We start from the raw sequence: 17,396 nt of genomic DNA, 5'->3' as shown, positions 1-17,396 counted from the left end.
AGCGGTTCAAACTATTGACGGGCGCTCTTTTTTTTAATACAAATTATATCTTCAATATTTTAAAAAGTATAAACTGCTTTACTCTAATATTGGCCGCAACCATCTTTTCATATCATCCAATGGCATATTTTTTCTTTGGGTATAATCATTCAGTTGATCTTCATTTATTTTGCCTACGCCAAAATATTTACTGGATGGATGAGCAAAATACCAGCCGCATACAGATGCTGCAGGATACATGGCCAGTGATTCGGTAAGATGGATGCCGGTTATTTCTTCTCCACCCAACAAAGTAAATAATTTATATTTTTCTGTATGATCCGGACATGCAGGATAGCCGGGTGCAGGACGGATACCCTGATATTCTTCATGAATTAACTGTTCGTTGGATAAATGTTCTTCTGATACATAGCCCCAATATTCTGTACGTGTTTTTTTATGCAGCAGTTCTGCAAAGGCTTCGGCAAAGCGGTCTGCCAGCGCCTGTAAAATAATTTTATTATAATCATCGAAATTGTCTTCAAAATACCTGATGTGCGGTTCAATGCCTTCAATGGTTACAGAAAAGGCCCCTACATAATCTTCTTTTTTTATTTCTGCAGGGGCAATAAAATCAGCCAGCGAAACATTGGGCTGACCACTTGCTTTTTTTATTTGCTGGCGCAAAAATTCCAGTTTAATAACGGATGTATTTTCAGTTACCGTTACTGTGTCGGGGGCTGTTTTACTGGCAGGCCAAAAGCCTATTACCCCTTTTGCATTCAGCCATTTTTCGTCAATAATCTGTTGTAACAACTTCCGGGCATCATTGTATAATTTGGTGGCTTCAACACCAATAATTTTATCGTACAGCAAAGCTGGGAATTTACCATGCATTTCCCACGCAATAAAAAAGGGCTGCCAGTCAATGTAGTCAGCAATTTCTGCAAGATCGTAGTTATTAAAAACTTTGGTTCCGGTAAATGCAGGTATCACCGGTGTAAAATTCTTCCAGTCAATTACTGTACCATTTTGCTGTGCTTCTTTAAAAGGTAAATAATTTTTTATTGTTTTGCGGTTGGCAAAATCTTCTTTTAATTTATGGTATTCCGTTTTTATCCCGTTTAAAAAATCGGGCTTTGTGTCTTTATTTAACAAACTGCCTGCAACGGTTACACTACGGCTGGCATCCAGTACATGTATCACGCCGTTATCATATTCCTGCGCAATTTTTACTGCTGTATGCATACGGCTGGTAGTTGCACCACCAATTAATAAAGGCTGCGTCATTCCTCTTCTTTTCATTTCATGGGCCACGTGTACCATCTCATCAAGAGAAGGCGTAATTAAGCCGCTAAGGCCAATAATGTCCACCGAATTTTTAAGAGCGGCATCCAGTATTTTATCTGTAGCCACCATCACACCTAAATCAATAATATCATAGCCGTTACAGCCCAATACTACCCCAACAATATTTTTACCGATATCATGCACATCGCCTTTGACCGTTGCCAGTAAAATTTTTGCAGCACCTGCAGCTTCTTCGTTGATAGTGCCTGCAGCAAGGTGCGCCTGCTTTCTGGCTTCTTTTTCCTGTTCAATAAACGGGGTAAGTACTGCCACCGCTTTTTTCATTACCCGGGCACTTTTTACTACCTGTGGCAAAAACATTTTACCAGATCCAAACAGGTCACCAACTATGTTCATACCATCCATCAGCGGACCTTCAATAACATCTAATGGTTTAGGATATTTTTGACGGGCTTCTTCTGTATCTGAATCAATATAATCTGTTATGCCATTTACCAGTGAATGCGAAAGGCGTTTTTCCACCGGCTCCATTCGCCATTTTTCATCCTTTACTTCTACTTTACCTTTTGCCTTTACTTTTTCTGCGTGGATGATCAGTTTTTCCGTAGCCTCATTGTTATCATTATTACGGTTTAATATTACATCTTCACAAAGGTCACGCAGGGTAGGTTCTATTTCATCATATACTACCAGCTGACCTGCATTTACAATGCCCATATCCATACCCGCTTTGATGGCATAGTACAGGAACACACTGTGAATGGCTTCCCGTACATGGTCATTACCGCGGAAAGAAAAAGATACATTGCTTACACCACCACTCACTTTGGTAAGGGGCATCAGCCTTTTTATTTCTTTGGTTGCTTCTATAAAATCAACCGCATAATTATTATGTTCTTCAATGCCGGTGGCAATGGCAAAAATGTTGGGATCAAAAATAATATCCTGAGGATCATACCCAACCTGCTCCGTTAATATTTTATAAGCACGGTGACAGATTTCTATCTTACGTTCTTTGGTATCGGCCTGGCCAACTTCATCAAATGCCATCACAATTGCAGAAGCGCCAAAACTTTTACAAATAAATGCCTGTTCAATAAATTTGGCTTCGCCTTCTTTCATTGAAATAGAATTTACAATACATTTACCCTGTACACATTTTAAGCCTGCCTCAATGATCGCAAATTTGGATGAATCGATCATGATAGGAATCTTCGCAATATCAGGCTCAGCCTGTACCAGATTTAAAAAAGTAGTCATTGCTTCAATACCTTCCAGCATGGCATCATCCATGTTGATGTCAATTACTTGTGCCCCGCTCTCCACTTGTTGGCGTGCTACACTTAAGGCTGCTTCATACTGGCCATCTCTGATAAGACGGGCAAATTTTTTACTGCCGGTTACGTTGGTACGCTCACCTACGTTTACAAAATTTGTTTCGGGCCGCACTACCAATGGCTCTAATCCTGCCAGTCGTAAATATGGTTTTATATATGTTGGATCACTCATAGTTTTTTGTTTATAGTTCCATCAGCGCAAGTATTTTTATTACATTTCTTTCATGGAAAGAAGTAATGTTTTATACCCACTATTTCTTTTTCGGATAAGGAAAACCAATTGGATTTCTTTTAACCGCCTTAGGATATTGTAATAATTTTTTAAGATGATAAAAATGCTTTGAAAATCTTTATCATATGCTGTTAGCTTATTTTCAATTTTTTCTATTTTTAAAAACAATTCCTTGTTGTCTATCAGCAATTGCTTCATTTTTGTAAATTCCGGATGATTTAAATATTAACCTGGATAGCTGTTTCGGATTTGAGAACCGAAGAGAATATAGCTACACCCTGTTCAGTAAATTCATCCGGTAATTTTCTTATACCCCCACGTCTCTGAATCTCTGATATCACATTTTGTGATATCAGAGATTCAAATACTTCTGCCGTTAATTGAAACATAAAATAGTTTGGAAACCTTTGATTATTTCTTTTAACAGCCTGGTTTAATGCGGAAGTTGGATGACCATACATTGATGACAAATCTTTATCAAGCATAACTTTTACGCCACGCATACTATAAACACCGTCACTGATTTGTTGTTCTGTAACTTCCATACAAAAATTAAAGCGCTTCTTCTAAAACAGGTAATACCCTTGGCTTAAATTTAGCCACTTCATCTGCAATGTGTTTAATATGATCTGGTGTGGTACCGCAGCAACCACCTACAATATTCAGCCAGCCGTTTGCTGCCCACTCTTCAATGATATGTGCCGTTTCATGCGGTTGTTCATCGTACTCACCGAATGCATTGGGTAATCCTGCATTGGGGTAAGCAGAGGTGTAACAGCTGGCAATAGATGACAGCTCTTCAATGTGCGGCCGCATTTCCTGCGCACCCAGGGCACAGTTAAGACCAATACTGATTGGGTTAGCATGCTGCAGTGAAATATAAAAAGCTTCCAAAGTTTGCCCGCTTAACGTACGACCCGATGCATCTGTAATGGTTCCGGAAATCATGATAGGCAATTCAGCAATGCCTGCTGACCTGAAATAATTTTTGGCAGCATACACAGCAGCTTTTGCATTGAGGGTATCAAAAATGGTTTCAATCAATAACATATCTACACCACCATCAATCAATCCTTTTATTTGTTCTGTATACGCAACGGCTACTTCATCAAATGTTACCGCCCTAAAACCGGGATTGTTTACATCGGGCGATAAAGACAATGTTTTATTTAATGGCCCGATGGCACCCGCTACAAAACGGGGCTTGTCCGGATTTTTTGCTGTGTATTCATCGGCAGCTATGCGGGCGCATTTTGCAGCAGCCACATTTAATTCGTAGGCCAGCGCTTGCATATCATAATCAGCCTGTGCAATGGTGGTGCTGCTGAAAGTATTGGTTTCCAAAATATCTGCACCTGCCTCCAGATATTGCTTGTGTATACCTACAATAATCTCTGGCTGAGTAATGCTGAGCAAATCGTTGTTGCCTTTTACATCTGTATGCCAGTCTTTAAAACGATCAGCCCTAAAATCGACTTCTTCTAATTTTTCCCGTTGTATCATGGTGCCCATGGCCCCATCAATGATGAGGATTCTTTCTTTAAGGCAATCCCGTATTGATTTTTTCATTGCTTATATAAAAGTTACATTATTAACAAATAGTAGAAGTGAGTGACACAACGATGATGACCATTGCTGTTATCGCTCACTTAAAATATATATATAAACTGCTAAACGAGAATCAATCCGTGAAGATGTGAGGAATTGCTTTCGTTTATTAGTTCATTTTCCTTTATCGAAAAAGGGAGTGAATACAGGCTGAACAATAAACAAATCCACCTGTAAACAGTGTAAAATTATAACAACTTAGCCGTAATACAAAATGACGGTTTGGTGTCGGTTTTTAAAAAGGAGCGCCCCGATGGGCGAAAATGCATATTTAATATTTGTTTCCACAAAGGGGGGAGCTCCTATGGAGCCGGAAATGCAGGATGAATTTAAAAGATGTTCTACGGGATAATAACGTCATTAATTTCCGGCATTGATATAATTTTCTACCGGTATGCGGTTACTGATACTTTTTGCCAGTGTCATTTCATCAGCATATTCAAGTTCGCCACCAAAGGCAATACCACGGGCGATAGTAGTAATTTTTATAGGATAAGCTTTTAATTTTTTACCAATATAATAAATGGTAGTATCGCCTTGAATGTTGGCGTTGAGTGCGTAAATAATCTCGGTTATATTTTCCGTTTCCATACGTTTAACCAGGCTGTCAATATTCAACTGATCGGGACCAATGCCATCAAGCGGCGAAATAATGCCTCCGAGTACATGGTAAATACCGTTGAATTGCTGTGTACTTTCTATGGCAATTACATCCCGGATATTTTCAACCACACACAACATTTCCTGTTTGCGGGAAGCGTTACTACAAATATTGCAGAGCTCAGCATCAGAAATATTATGGCACCTGGAACAGAATTTTATCTCTTCTCTCATCAGTGAAATGGCTTCGCTGAAACGGGTAACATCGGATTTATCCTGTTTAATTAAATGCAGCACCAGCCGGAGGGCAGTTTTTTTTCCTATGCCGGGTAAGCGGGCGAATTCGTTTACTGCATTTTCTAAAAGAGAAGAAGAAAAAATCATTGTATAAAGTTAGTAGATACTGAATAATATGAAAATTGTTAACTAAAGAATTAATTATTACAATTCAATTTCCCGTTCATTATCCCAGTTAGCTTTGATGGTTAATTTTTTATCCAGCGTAAGCGCATGTTCGGGTTGAATTTTCTTTTTATAATTACCGGGATCCCAAACACCGTTGTTATTGGTATCGTATAAAATGCGCAATTCATATTCGCCCGGATTGAAAAATTTATCAGTCCAGTTTGGGCCGGTGGCCTTGATGGATTTTACAATTTCGGCGGAAATTAAAAATTGTATTACCGGGTGACGGGCTGAATCTATTTTGGTAAAACGTAAGGTTAAACTACCATAGTCACTTTCTTTTTTTGACTGAAATTTTATGGTATCTGATTTTGCCAATACGTTATTGGCAGAATCCGATACAGCACCTTTAGGAATAATTAAACGATAGTAATTTTCAAGGGGCCATTTATTTTTTATGATAATATTTTTACGGGTACTGTCCAATGAAATGCTGACCCCTTCTATTTTATTATAGTTGGTGTCTGTTAAAATTATTTTTGAACTATCGGATAATTTCAATTTATTATTAAAGCGCAACTCAAGGTTGGTAAGCACATCCTGTTGACCACCGGTACCCAGGCTGGAAGTGTACTTTAATTTTTTTTCTATCACAACACGAGCTGGTACAGCAGATACTTTTTTAATATCTTTTTCTTCTTCATAAGCATATAATCTTACGGAATCATTTTTACCATTTATCGTAATATCCTCATTGACAAATGCAAAACTTTCAATTTTTGAGTTATAGGTTTTGCCACCATCACCATCCTTTAAAGCATAAATTTTATACACACCTTCTGATAGATTGGTAAAAGTGAATATGCCATTCCTATCTATTTTTGCAATGTAGTTGGGTTTCCGCTGTTCTACGGAAGAATCGTTGCCATTGCGGTATAACAGTGCCTGTAGGGTACTGTCTGGCTTACCGGTTTCGGCCATTAGTACCTTGCCACTAAGTTTTAAAGAGTCGATCGTATTGCCAGTTGAAAATACATAGGTAAATTCTTTAAAGGGATTATTTTCATTGTTGTCAACAATGGCGTTTCCAAAGTTGATGGCGTAGGTTGTATTTTCTAACAGCGTATCTTTTAATTTAATGGATACCTCTTTCAATTTAAAATTGATAACAGGAAACGTTTTGGGATAAGGCGAAACGATCACATTTTTTTGAACCTCCAGTACATTGATGTATTCATCAAAAACCAATGTGATTTTATTTCCGGTAAAATTTGTAGATAATACTTTTGGGTAAGCACTCACTAAAACGGGGGGAATACTATCTCTTGGGCCACCGGTGGGAGCGCCAATTTGTGCACAACCACTACCCGTTACCGATAAAAAATAAATAAATAAAAAAGCAGCGGCAGTGTATAATAAATTTTTGATCTTCATTCAATGGTGTTGAACTGCAAACTTAAACTCTTTATGTTATTTGCCCGCAGTAGTAAATCATAAAATTGATTTAAGAAGGTTCTTCTTCCCCGGTAAGCACGTGCAATGCCACGGCCAGTTTATTGTCTTTTACAAAATTGCACCAATGGCAATCGGGTTTACCACAGCCGGTATAAAATTCACGTGCCTGTATTTTTGCCCATACCTCTTTAATTTGTTGCTTCACTGTTTCTATGTCGGCAGGATTGATTATAATTTTTTCTTTGCGGTAGGCTTTCTTTTTATCCGGCTCCACAAAATCAAATTCGGTGCTGATTACTTTCCAGTCCTTTTGTTCATAATTATCCACCAGTATTTTATAAAAAACTGCCTGCCGCCAGTAATCGCCACCATGGGGATCTTTATCGTTTGGTGGCTTCATCTTGGGTAATGCATTGTCTATGTTTCCACTTTTATAATCTACTACGTTAATTTCTTTGCCATTAAACTCCAGCTTATCCAGCTTACCTTTTAGCGGAACGCCGTTTACTACCACTCCTTTAATATTTCTTTCTACAGTTACAATCTTGTTCCAGGTATGCACATATTTATCATAGTATTCCGGTAATACCATGGCTCCCTGTTCCATCCTTCTGTCAAACTCCTCTTCTGTAAAATTCTCCCGGTGTTTGCGAAGGTACCTGCTAAAGTCAGCCACCATTTCTTCTTTGGGTGGAAAGGTTTTTGTTTCGCTTGCAAGCATTTTAGTAAATAGTTTTTCTACTGCATGATGGATGGCACTTCCAAATTCCAGGGTTTCGCTTTTGCCGGCGGGAATACGGATTAAGTTTTTATAATAAAAGCCCAACGGACAATCGAGGTATGCACTCAACGCTGTTACGTTCATCGTAAATTTATCCAGCAATGCGGTGATAAAGTCTTCTTCACTTTTTTCAATTTCAGGAGCCTGTGCAGCAAACTGCAATTGCTGAAACGCCATCATATCTTCGTCAGGTAAGGCGATGCGTTGTATCGGTAAAGAATGCTGTTCTAAAATTTCTGCCAAAAACATCGACGGTTCCATTTCCTTTCCATCGTTTTTATATTGAGCGTACGAAATATACAAGTATTTTTCTGCACGGGTAAGCGCCACATAAAATAACCTCCTCAATTCTTCCTCTTCGCTGGCTTTAGGCTGAGAGGAAAACAAGGTATCCGGCATTTTATAACCACTGCCAGGCTTGCGCTTTTTTTCCCAGCTGGATGCATTAATACCAGCAAAGAATACATGCTCAAACTCAAGTCCCTTGCTGCCATGTGCCGTTAATAAATTCACTCCTTTATCGCTTCCTGATACCTGGGAGAGCGGTAATTTTATTTCCTCTTTCTCCATAAGGTCTACAATTTTTATCAGGTCATCCAGATTTAAAAATGGATTGCGGGCTGTTTCATCTTTTATAAAATCAAACAATTTTGTAAGCAGTTGCAACAGTGCTACTTTATCTTCACTTTCCATAATGTAGGTAAGCACGCCGCCACTATGAATGATCTTTTCAAACAACTGTTGCAATGTAACATTTGACACATCTGATATAAGTTGTTCGATGATGCCGCTAAAATTTTTAAGCTTTTGGTTGATGCCGGCATCAAACAAATCTTTTGGCAGTGCATTGGCTTTATCGTACAATAATTTACGGATAGCGGTTTGCTCATTGTTGTATCTTCTTTTATTTACCTCCACTGTAATTTTGGCAATTTCAATGGGAGGAATTTTATAAAAATCAAAGTGCAAAATTTCAAATAATATTTTATCGCCACCATAAGGTATATCATGCTCTGCATTTAAATATCCCAGCAGCGCAACGATTTTTTTTGCAAAGGGATGCTCCAGAATATTTAGTGACCGCTTACTAAAAACCGGGATCTTTTTTAACCGCATGTAACTGGCCAGTTCTTCACCATATTTATTTTCTTTATAAATAACGGCAATTTTTCCGGGAGCAGTTTGTTTTTGTAAAAGGTTATACACTTTATTAGTGATGTCCGCCATTTCATCTCTCACAGAGTTGTATTCTGTAATAACGGGTAAATGTAAAATGGATTTTAAAATTTCTTTGGATGAAATTAATTCTTTACTAAGTCCCTCAATTTGTTTTACCAATCGTTCTTCATTTTTATTGATCAGGGTTTTTGAGATGTCGAGTATTGGTTGTGTGCTTCTGTAGTTATTTGTTAGTACCACCGTTTTTAAACCAGCTACATATTTATCTGCAAAGCTGAGCATGTTCTCTACGTTTGCTCCCTGAAAGCGATAAATGCTCTGGTCATCATCACCTACCACAAATATGTTGGGATTATCCCAATAATTAATAAGCAGCTGAACCAGTTTGTTTTGAGTACCACTTGTATCCTGAAACTCATCTACCAGGATATACCGAAAGCGTTCCTGGTAATCGGAAAGTACCTGGGGATTTTCTTCAAAAACGTTAATCACCCAATTAATCATATCATCAAAGTCGTACCTGTTTTTTTGGCGCATCAACCCCTGATAATTATCAAATTCATTTACCGCCGCACGTAGTTTTTCCGCCTTGTCTGTTTCTTCATCAATCTTGTCCTGCTTTTTATCCCCGGCGTTAAATTGTTTGTATTTTCTTTTGTAGACAAACTCATCCCTTAGCGGAAGATCTTTTATAAAATCATCTATTTTTTCATTGATTAATATTGGCGGCCATCCTTCCCTTTTCATGTTGCTGAATAAACTGCGCAGGTTATTTACTTCATAATACACATCTCCTCTATAACGTTTAAGCGGGTGGTCTTTTTTAAAATTATCAATCAGTTTTTTAAACAACTGAATACTCTCCAGTTCAGAAATTGCATCTAAAGAATTTTTTTCAAACAACGATAAATTATCCTGGATAACATCATTACAAAAAGCATGAAAAGTATAGATGTTCACTTTATATGCATCGGCACCAATAAACTGTTGCAAGCGTCGCCGCATGGCAATGGCACCGGCATCTGTGTAAGTGAGGCATAAAATATTTTCCGGAAGGGCATCGGTATCCAATAATATCTTACCGATTCTTGCAGCGAGTATTTGAGTTTTACCAGTGCCTGGTCCGGCAATTACCATTACTGGTCCTTCAATGGCATCAACGGCTATGCGTTGCTGTTCATTAAGTTTTTTATACTCTTCAGTAAATTTATTTTTAAGTTGTTGCTGGTATGTTTGCATGGTATTTACAGGCCGGTTTTATTAAAATAATTAATTCAGGAGAAATTGTTTAAAGATAACAAGTGTGCTGTTAGCTTTAAAATTTTTGTGGTTGTATCCACAACACTGAAACGGTCTTTTATATCAATTACTCTCCAACTGTCGACCGGATTTCTGCGCCTCATCTGCTATTGCACCCGCAATATGCAACATAATTTATTTACAGGAGCTAATAAAAATAAAACAAAATACCTTTCTCATTGTTATAGGGTAAAATGCAAAAATGAGCAAGGTATATTCATTAAAAACCATTCAACAAATCCCCATTACCCTCGACGCAGCCTGGGATTTTTTCAGCAGTCCTGCAAACCTGCAAAAAATTACGCCGGATACGATGGGGTTTACTATAATTTCCAAATACCATGGTGATAAAATGTACCCGGGACAAATTATTGAATACACCGTAAAGCCTGTGCTGGGGATTCCTTTATACTGGATGACAGAAATAACCCATGTAGCCGATAAAAAATATTTTGTAGATGAACAGCGCTTTGGACCTTATAGTTTATGGCACCACCAGCATCATTTTAAAGCCATTGATGGCGGGGTTGAAATGACAGACATTGTACATTACAAAATACCCTTTTGGTTTTTGGGAGATATTGCCCATTCGCTGTTTGTAGAAAATCAATTGAAGGCAATATTTGATTATCGTTTTACCAAAGTAGTATCCCTTTTTGGAAAACTGAAATCGCCTTCTTTTGTTTAAAATATAAGATTTTAAATCGTATTCAATCTTCAGTTTTTAATGAGGCTGTATCGTAACTATGATACAGCCTCATTTTATTTGGATACCTGATTGAGCACCTGCTCCGTTGACGAATTTTTCAGGGCCCTCTTTAAATTATTATACAACCCTATTTTTTTCAAATTTTATTTTACACCATTTCTTTTGTAAAGTGTAAAAATAACGGTAAGTGGTATTGACATTACCTTCAAGGATTTATATCTTGTATAAAATTTAATTAAATGCCTGCAATGTAATTTAATAACTATTTTAAATAGCAGACCAACGGAAAATATACAAGCGCATTAAAAAAAGTAATGTCGTAAAATGTACATTGCAAAAAATCCACTCCGAAATATAAAAGGCGATAATAACAAGCGTGCATTGGAAGCAGCTATTATTTTACAGCTATTTACAAAGGTTAAATTGGTTTATTTAGCATTTTAAATAACATTTTCTTAATTTTTAAAACATCCTCATTATGGCAAAGAAAACAAATAATTTAAAGCCGGTTTTTAAAATGGGATGGTTACCCGACCTGCCCGATGCAAGGGATTTTGCATATGCAGCTCCATTAAAACTTATGCAGAAAATACCTCTAAAAGCAGATCTGCGCCTGGGCTGTCCACCCGTTTATAACCAGGGAGGATTGGGGAGTTGTACAGCCAATGCGCTTGCTGGCGCATTTGAGTTTGGCATAAAAAAACAGGGCAAAACAGACTTTATGCCCAGCCGTCTTTTTTTATATTTCAATGAAAGGGTTGCGATACATACTGAAGCCAGCGATAGCGGCGCCTTTTTACGGGATGGTATTAAATCATTAAACAAAGATGGTATTTGTAAGGAAAAAGAATGGGTATACGATGACAAAGATTCTCCGGGCGCAAAGTTTACTCAAAAGCCAACCGCTTCCTGCTACTCACATGCACTGCAAAATCAAATTATTTCTTATCAGCGGCTGGCAAATAGTAACATCAATAGCTTAAAAGGTTGCCTTGCAGATGGGTATCCATTTGCTTTTGGCTTTACTGTTTACGAAAGTTTTATAGCGCCGGCAGTGGCTAAAACAGGTATTATGCCCATGCCCGATTTTAATAAAGAAAAGGTAGCAGGAGGGCATGCAATTCTTGCTGTGGGGTATGATGAAAAAAAACAACTGGTGCTGATAAGAAACAGCTGGGGAGCAACCTGGGGTATTAAAGGATATTTCTGGATGCCTTATGCTTACATTACCAATGCACATCTCTGTGACGATTTTTGGACTATCCGGCTCATAGAATAATGTATTTCACAAAATGCAACAAAGAATATAAAAGTACAGAACTAAACAACACAAATTTTTATGTACTTTATTTTTGGGGGTATTCTTTGTACAAAACAAAACCTATCCCGGCATTCTTGTAATGTACTTTTCCATTTGTTTTATTTGATCAGCAATTTGGGGCGTAGTGGGTTTAAGGCCTTTTGCTTTTCTAAAATATTCTTTCCCCGCCCTGAATTCTCTTTTATTGATCATGATGGAAGATAATTGTAAATATGCCGCTGCTTCATTTTCCTTGTCGGGTAAACCAGAACGTATGGCTCCACGGATATAGCTTTCAGCCTGCCTGATATCACCTTTTTGCATTGCCAGCATACCCAATTGTAATTTATTGGCACCCTCCGCCTGTTTCATTTGTCCTCCTAAAATTCCGCCATCACTCATTAATGACTGGCTCAACTTTAAATTCTTTTCAGCGCTTTCATAATTCTGATCGGCCATATCCAGGTTACCTTTTACAGTATAATAAACCGACCTTATTGGCTTGATCAATAAATTGGGAAACCATACAGATGCCAGCACTTTTTTAGCTCCTTCTAAATCGCCGGTTTCCATGCATTCCTGTATCAGGCGCATGGGGCCAAAAATAAAATGCCCCACAATTAATATTACCGCAGCAAGGTACAATACAAAAGAGGGCCAGAAACCAGCCTCAACATTTGTAAATATAGCCAGTAGTAATAGCACTATTCCTATCCATAAACGATATTTAATACCCAGGGTTAACCATTTCATACACGTAAAAAATTTGGATGGCAAAGATAAGGTTAAGAAAATTACGAACGGCCAATGAGGAAGCAGGTTGTTTTTGATTAAAGGATAAAGAAAACAATCAATGTTGGAAGCTATTGGGTTGTTTGTTACTTTTGCACTCCAAATTGAGTGCAGCCACAGCAGTTATTTTTGAAAAGGTCCCGTAGTTCAGTGGATAGAATAGAAGTTTCCTAAACTTTAGACACAAGTTCGATTCTTGTCGGGACCACTTACCTAAATCCTAAGTTATTCATAATCAATAAATTATGGAGATATTTTTTATTTATAACTCCTATTTACACTCATTTTTGATTAAACTCCTTCCTTTAATCTGAAATACTTCCTGATAGTCTTTCTTCAAAAGTTCAAAGGCTTTCTTATTCTTTTTTCAATTGGCCAAGGTATCTTAAAAAGCTGTATAAATCAAGAGATTTACGTCAGGTTGTGCCTCCAGTAAAGAACGCTATCTACAATTGAAAGGATTATATTTTACCCACATTGACTGCATGCGGATCATTTAATTGAGTAGTTTAAACCTTGAACCTTTGCCAATTTTAGTTTATTCCTAATCAGTGAATTATTTTGGATTTAAAGGCAACTGCAATTGTTAGAGACATATATCTGCTGACAATGAACGAAGTGCCTGATATTAGTTATCCTTATTCTTTTTTATTTCCTCCTTCAAAAACTGGTTAAATTCATTTTCCCTTTTCTTATTAGTAAGATAATTAGTCATTAAAAATTCCATCTTTTGCTTTATGGTATCTGCCAGTTGTAAACTTTGAGTAAGCAGAACTTGTTTTTCTTTTTCCATTTCTACCAACTGGTTATGCAGTTCCATTGTATCTTTAGATTTTTCTAAAATTGTGTCTTGTTTAAACCGCATTTTATCCGCCAGTGCAAAGCGATGATCTTTTAGTTTTTCTGCACGACATTCTATGATGGCAATTTCTGCAGCAAGCGCTCTGAAATTTGGCTCGTGGTTATCACAAGAAGAAGAAATAAATAGCAATAGGATATAAATACAAAACCGTCTGCACATGATAGTGAGATATTTTAATGTATACAAATTTATAGCAACTGCTTAGTGAACATTGAGGGGCCAGTTGATAAGATGGTTAACATTATCGCCAATAGCACGCCCTACCTGTAACCCTTTGTCGTTATCCATGGCGTAATGGAGACCTCCATAATAACGGGAACTGGCACACTCTTCCGCAATTTCATTAAAATTATTGTAATTGCGTGGTTGAAATCCATAGCGTAACTGGCTGTAGTCGGTAAACTGGTAATTACCACTACCATCAGTAAACATACTGGTAAACACCCTTACCCCTGCTCCTATTTCGCAGGAGTGGCCGGATGTATATGCCGGGAATGGTGGAGTACCTATAATGGTGGAGAAAGAAGGATCAATATATTTTTTTATATAACTCACCGGCCTTATTAACAGGTATTTATATTTTTCTTTCCAGCAACTGATAAAAGCATCATTCTCTGCGATACTTAACCGGACATAGGCTACAGCTGTTTTTGCTAATGTAGCCCTGCCCTGCTGCAATAACTGTGTCATAATATTAAATGTATGCCCTGTGGGAGTGCAGGTATTAAAAGGATCGTCTGCCCAATACCTGGTGATCTCCACCTGCTCCGGCGTATTATTTTTTACCTGTTTATACACACTCATGGCTTCCTTATAAAAAGCAGAGCCGGGCATAGAAGAAAACGCAATAGGATCGGATGGTTGCGTACTGGTGATATTGGCCGAAAGAAAAGGCCTGTTATTACCCCAGTTAGGACTTACAGGATGCAGTGTGGCGCCAGTAGGCACCCAGCAAAAGGAATCTATCTTCACCTCATAGGGAAGTTGAAAAGGATCTAAATAAGCCTGATCGCCGCCGTCAGTTTTACTATAATTATAAATGGCTGCTGATACATCTTTACCAAATTGTATGGAACGGGTAATCACCTCTGTACTTTCACCGGCAGACAGGCTGGCGAGGTTCGCTGCTTCCATACTGTCTACAGAAGCACTATTGGAAGCATTGATCTTACCTTGAAACATATCCCTGATCATTGCTGATATTGCAGTATTGGATACCATTTCCCAATTGTATTTTTGATTAGCGGCTGATTTTGAAAGGGATGATGCATCCAGTCCATTAAGCTGCCCACCAAGGCTTTGAGCACCATTTATACCGTTTACCACAGCTTCATAATTAACGATACCAATATACCCATACGCACGGGACACTTGCGGGGGAAAAAAGCCTGGAGTAGATTTAGAAATAGTACACAACAGGTCAAAGTATTTCCTTACCTGTTCCCCGCTATACTGATCCGCAGTATTGACACCAATAGTAACAACAGGTGCATCGGATTTACTACAACCCAATATCGATAATGTACAAACAAAAACAAAGAGAAAAATTTGTTTGAGGTTCATATGTAAAATGGTTTGTTGATTATCAGAACGTTTTTTGAAAGCTTTGATATATTGTTAAAACATTAAATAATTTATAAATACCAGGAAAAACTACCATTAGCACCAGAGCTAGCTTCCTTATTTGCATACGCCTTTTTTAGATAACCATTCTCCATGACCTGTATCCTTATCTAACACAGATTAATAAAAAGTGTCATTGTCAGATATAACAGTACAAATATTAAACCAATCAGGAGCACTGTTTTTATACTGCAGATACTAAAGACCTTATCCGATGAACACCTGCCATTGAAGCAAACGCTTTGTAAACAATGAGCTTACGAGGCTTTTTTTGTTTTAGGGATCAGATTAAAGATTTAAAATTGATTTATAATATCCTTCACGCTAATATAAACAATAAAATATCAACCATTATAAATGATTGCACTAAGCCAAATGCTTATTGATGTACACATGGTGCCCGCCGGGGCAAGAGTAATGGTATTAGGCAGAGATGGTATGGTGATAGCTGATTCATCAATATTCTCCGTCCAGGTACTGTAGCAGCAAAGGCTACGCTTGTTGTATCATTTACCCCACTAAAGTTACCGATTACTTCAACGTTTGTGCCATCGATTCCACTAAATTCAAATGTTTTTTCGGCCTGGTTCAGGTTATACTTAAACAATGTAGTTGTAAAAACTACATTGCTGGTTTTTACCCTAATCATTTTGGCATACACGGTTAGCATCAGCCCGTATTCCCAATGGAGTGGTTTTGGAGATAACTGTCCAATAAATTTATTGATGCTAACACCATACCCCCCTCGTGTCAGCAGATACCATTCGATTTACGCAAAGGTTCTTAAGAGGTAAAAAAATAGCAGTTACGCAGGGATTTTATACTGTTATCATATGATAGTAAAATCTTATTTTGATACTAACCTGTAGCGAAAGCCATTCAACTATATACTGCACCAGGTGCACCAAAACCTCATTTCGCTACCCACTTACCTAAGCAAAATACGGAATGGCTTGAAAATTGAACCATTTTTTACAAATCTCATTTTTTATGGAACAATCTTTAACCAAAAAACCTGTCATCCTGCTTATTGATGATGACAAGGACCTACTAGAATTAATGAAACGAAAATTAATAAAAGAAGGATGTGTGGTTAACATTTCTCAAAATGGGGCAAAAATAAATGAAATAATTGCAGATCAAACTCCCGATTGTATTTTACTTGATATTCATATGATTGGTGTAAACGGAAGCGATATTTGCAAAAAGCTTAAGTCGGAGGATCAAACCAGCAACATACCCATTTTACTTTTATCAGCAAACCATAATATTGAAAAAATAGCAGTAATTTGTGGGGCAGACGGTTACATTTCAAAACCAATGGATATATCCCTATTTGTGGAAAAAATTAAAAGTGCCTTGAAACTTAAGCTTTCCCTCTAACCATTAAAACGGACAGCTATTTTCTTTGCTCTTCTCTACACTTCACCGATTATTTGTACCACTTAAAGTTAAGTAGATAACTCTTGCTCAGCTGGAGAGCACAATCACTTCAGTTATCTTTTGTGTTTACAGCATGAAATAAAACCTTTCCTTCAAGATGATTTATTTTTTCGAAATTTGTATACCAATAATGGGCTAGTGTACAAGCGGTCTTTTTAAAACCGTAGGGCAATAACTGGCCTCCGTCAAATAATAAGCAGGTATCATTGCTAATTGATTTTTAATTTAATTATGCTTTCAATAAATTTAACCTGTTTTCCTGTAATCAAATTTTGTATGATTATCGCTGCCGTTTTATTTGCTATACTGCTTCTAAATTCCTGTATGTATTCACAAAAACTAATGCCTATCCGCAATTAGGTGCAAACTAATAAATTTAGTATATTTGCTATATAAATTAGTAAAATGATAATAGACAATTTCTTTTCTGAGTTTTCTACGGAGAGTGCTTGCAAACTCTACTTTAAATCACAACGTGAAT

At 37.5% G+C, this 17,396-nt stretch carries 13 protein-coding genes and 1 tRNA gene; 5 read left to right on the top strand and 9 right to left on the bottom strand.

Annotated features, from left to right (window positions below; all coding sequences use genetic code 11):
• Positions 1-78: 78 nt before the first annotated feature.
• The 6 genes from metH to H7254_RS18910 all read right to left on the bottom strand — a co-directional run bounded on the left by metH (position 79) and on the right by H7254_RS18910 (position 10,126).
• Positions 79-2,799, bottom strand: coding sequence for a methionine synthase (metH, locus tag H7254_RS18935; protein WP_301934463.1), 2,721 nt, complete (start codon positions 2,797-2,799; stop codon positions 79-81).
• A gap of 278 nt (positions 2,800-3,077) precedes the next feature.
• Positions 3,078-3,404, bottom strand: a complete 327-nt coding sequence (locus H7254_RS18930) for an ORF6N domain-containing protein (protein WP_301934462.1) — start codon at positions 3,402-3,404, stop codon at positions 3,078-3,080.
• A 7-nt stretch (positions 3,405-3,411) separates the two neighbouring features.
• The gene (locus tag H7254_RS18925; RefSeq protein ID WP_301934461.1) at positions 3,412-4,428 is read right to left on the bottom strand and encodes a homocysteine S-methyltransferase family protein; all 1,017 of its coding nucleotides are present in this window, start codon (positions 4,426-4,428) and stop codon (positions 3,412-3,414) included.
• A gap of 399 nt (positions 4,429-4,827) precedes the next feature.
• Positions 4,828-5,451 carry a recombination mediator RecR gene (recR, locus tag H7254_RS18920; protein WP_301934460.1) on the bottom strand — a complete coding sequence of 208 codons (624 nt, stop codon included), beginning with the start codon at positions 5,449-5,451 and terminating at the stop codon, positions 4,828-4,830.
• A 57-nt stretch (positions 5,452-5,508) separates the two neighbouring features.
• A complete protein-coding gene (locus tag H7254_RS18915) occupies positions 5,509-6,906 on the bottom strand; it encodes an Ig-like domain-containing domain (protein WP_301934459.1) in 1,398 nt (465 codons plus the stop codon).
• Positions 6,907-6,976: 70 nt separating this feature from the next.
• The gene (locus H7254_RS18910) at positions 6,977-10,126 is read right to left on the bottom strand and encodes an ATP-dependent DNA helicase (protein ID WP_301934458.1); all 3,150 of its coding nucleotides are present in this window, start codon (positions 10,124-10,126) and stop codon (positions 6,977-6,979) included.
• Between the two features lie 262 nt (positions 10,127-10,388).
• Between H7254_RS18910 and H7254_RS18905 the strand changes: the two genes are divergently transcribed.
• Together H7254_RS18905 and H7254_RS18900 are read left to right on the top strand one after the other, a co-directional pair.
• Positions 10,389-10,874 carry an SRPBCC family protein gene (locus tag H7254_RS18905; RefSeq protein ID WP_301934457.1) on the top strand — a complete coding sequence of 162 codons (486 nt, stop codon included), beginning with the start codon at positions 10,389-10,391 and terminating at the stop codon, positions 10,872-10,874.
• Positions 10,875-11,373: 499 nt separating this feature from the next.
• The gene (locus H7254_RS18900) at positions 11,374-12,174 is read left to right on the top strand and encodes a C1 family peptidase (RefSeq protein WP_301934456.1); all 801 of its coding nucleotides are present in this window, start codon (positions 11,374-11,376) and stop codon (positions 12,172-12,174) included.
• 102 nt (positions 12,175-12,276) lie between these two features.
• Here H7254_RS18900 and H7254_RS18895 read toward each other — a convergent pair whose 3' ends face one another.
• Positions 12,277-12,948 (bottom strand): hypothetical protein, encoded by a 672-nt coding sequence (locus tag H7254_RS18895; protein ID WP_301921553.1) that lies wholly within the window; start codon positions 12,946-12,948, stop codon positions 12,277-12,279.
• A 175-nt stretch (positions 12,949-13,123) separates the two neighbouring features.
• Here H7254_RS18895 and H7254_RS18890 point away from each other — a divergent pair.
• Positions 13,124-13,195, top strand: a tRNA-Arg gene (locus H7254_RS18890).
• A 420-nt stretch (positions 13,196-13,615) separates the two neighbouring features.
• On the opposite strand, the gene H7254_RS18885 is transcribed toward H7254_RS18890, so the two are convergent.
• Entirely contained in the window at positions 13,616-14,008 is a 393-nt protein-coding gene (locus H7254_RS18885) for a hypothetical protein (RefSeq protein ID WP_301934455.1), read from the bottom strand.
• Positions 14,009-14,050: 42 nt separating this feature from the next.
• Positions 14,051-15,361 (bottom strand): vanadium-dependent haloperoxidase, encoded by a 1,311-nt coding sequence (locus tag H7254_RS18880; RefSeq protein ID WP_301934454.1) that lies wholly within the window; start codon positions 15,359-15,361, stop codon positions 14,051-14,053.
• A gap of 468 nt (positions 15,362-15,829) precedes the next feature.
• Between H7254_RS18880 and H7254_RS18875 the strand changes: the two genes are divergently transcribed.
• Together H7254_RS18875 and H7254_RS18870 are read left to right on the top strand one after the other, a co-directional pair.
• A complete protein-coding gene (locus H7254_RS18875) occupies positions 15,830-15,955 on the top strand; it encodes a hypothetical protein (RefSeq protein WP_301934453.1) in 126 nt (41 codons plus the stop codon).
• 507 nt (positions 15,956-16,462) lie between these two features.
• Positions 16,463-16,855, top strand: a complete 393-nt coding sequence (locus H7254_RS18870) for a two-component system response regulator (protein WP_301934452.1) — start codon at positions 16,463-16,465, stop codon at positions 16,853-16,855.
• The last annotated feature ends 541 nt before the right edge of the window (positions 16,856-17,396 follow it).

Origin of the sequence: Ferruginibacter sp., assembly GCF_014377975.1 — a bacterium.
In the GTDB taxonomy this organism is placed as follows: Bacteria; Bacteroidota; Bacteroidia; order Chitinophagales; family Chitinophagaceae; genus Ferruginibacter.
Note: the sequence above shows the minus strand (reverse complement) of the source record. Positions and strands in the feature narration are given on the sequence as shown.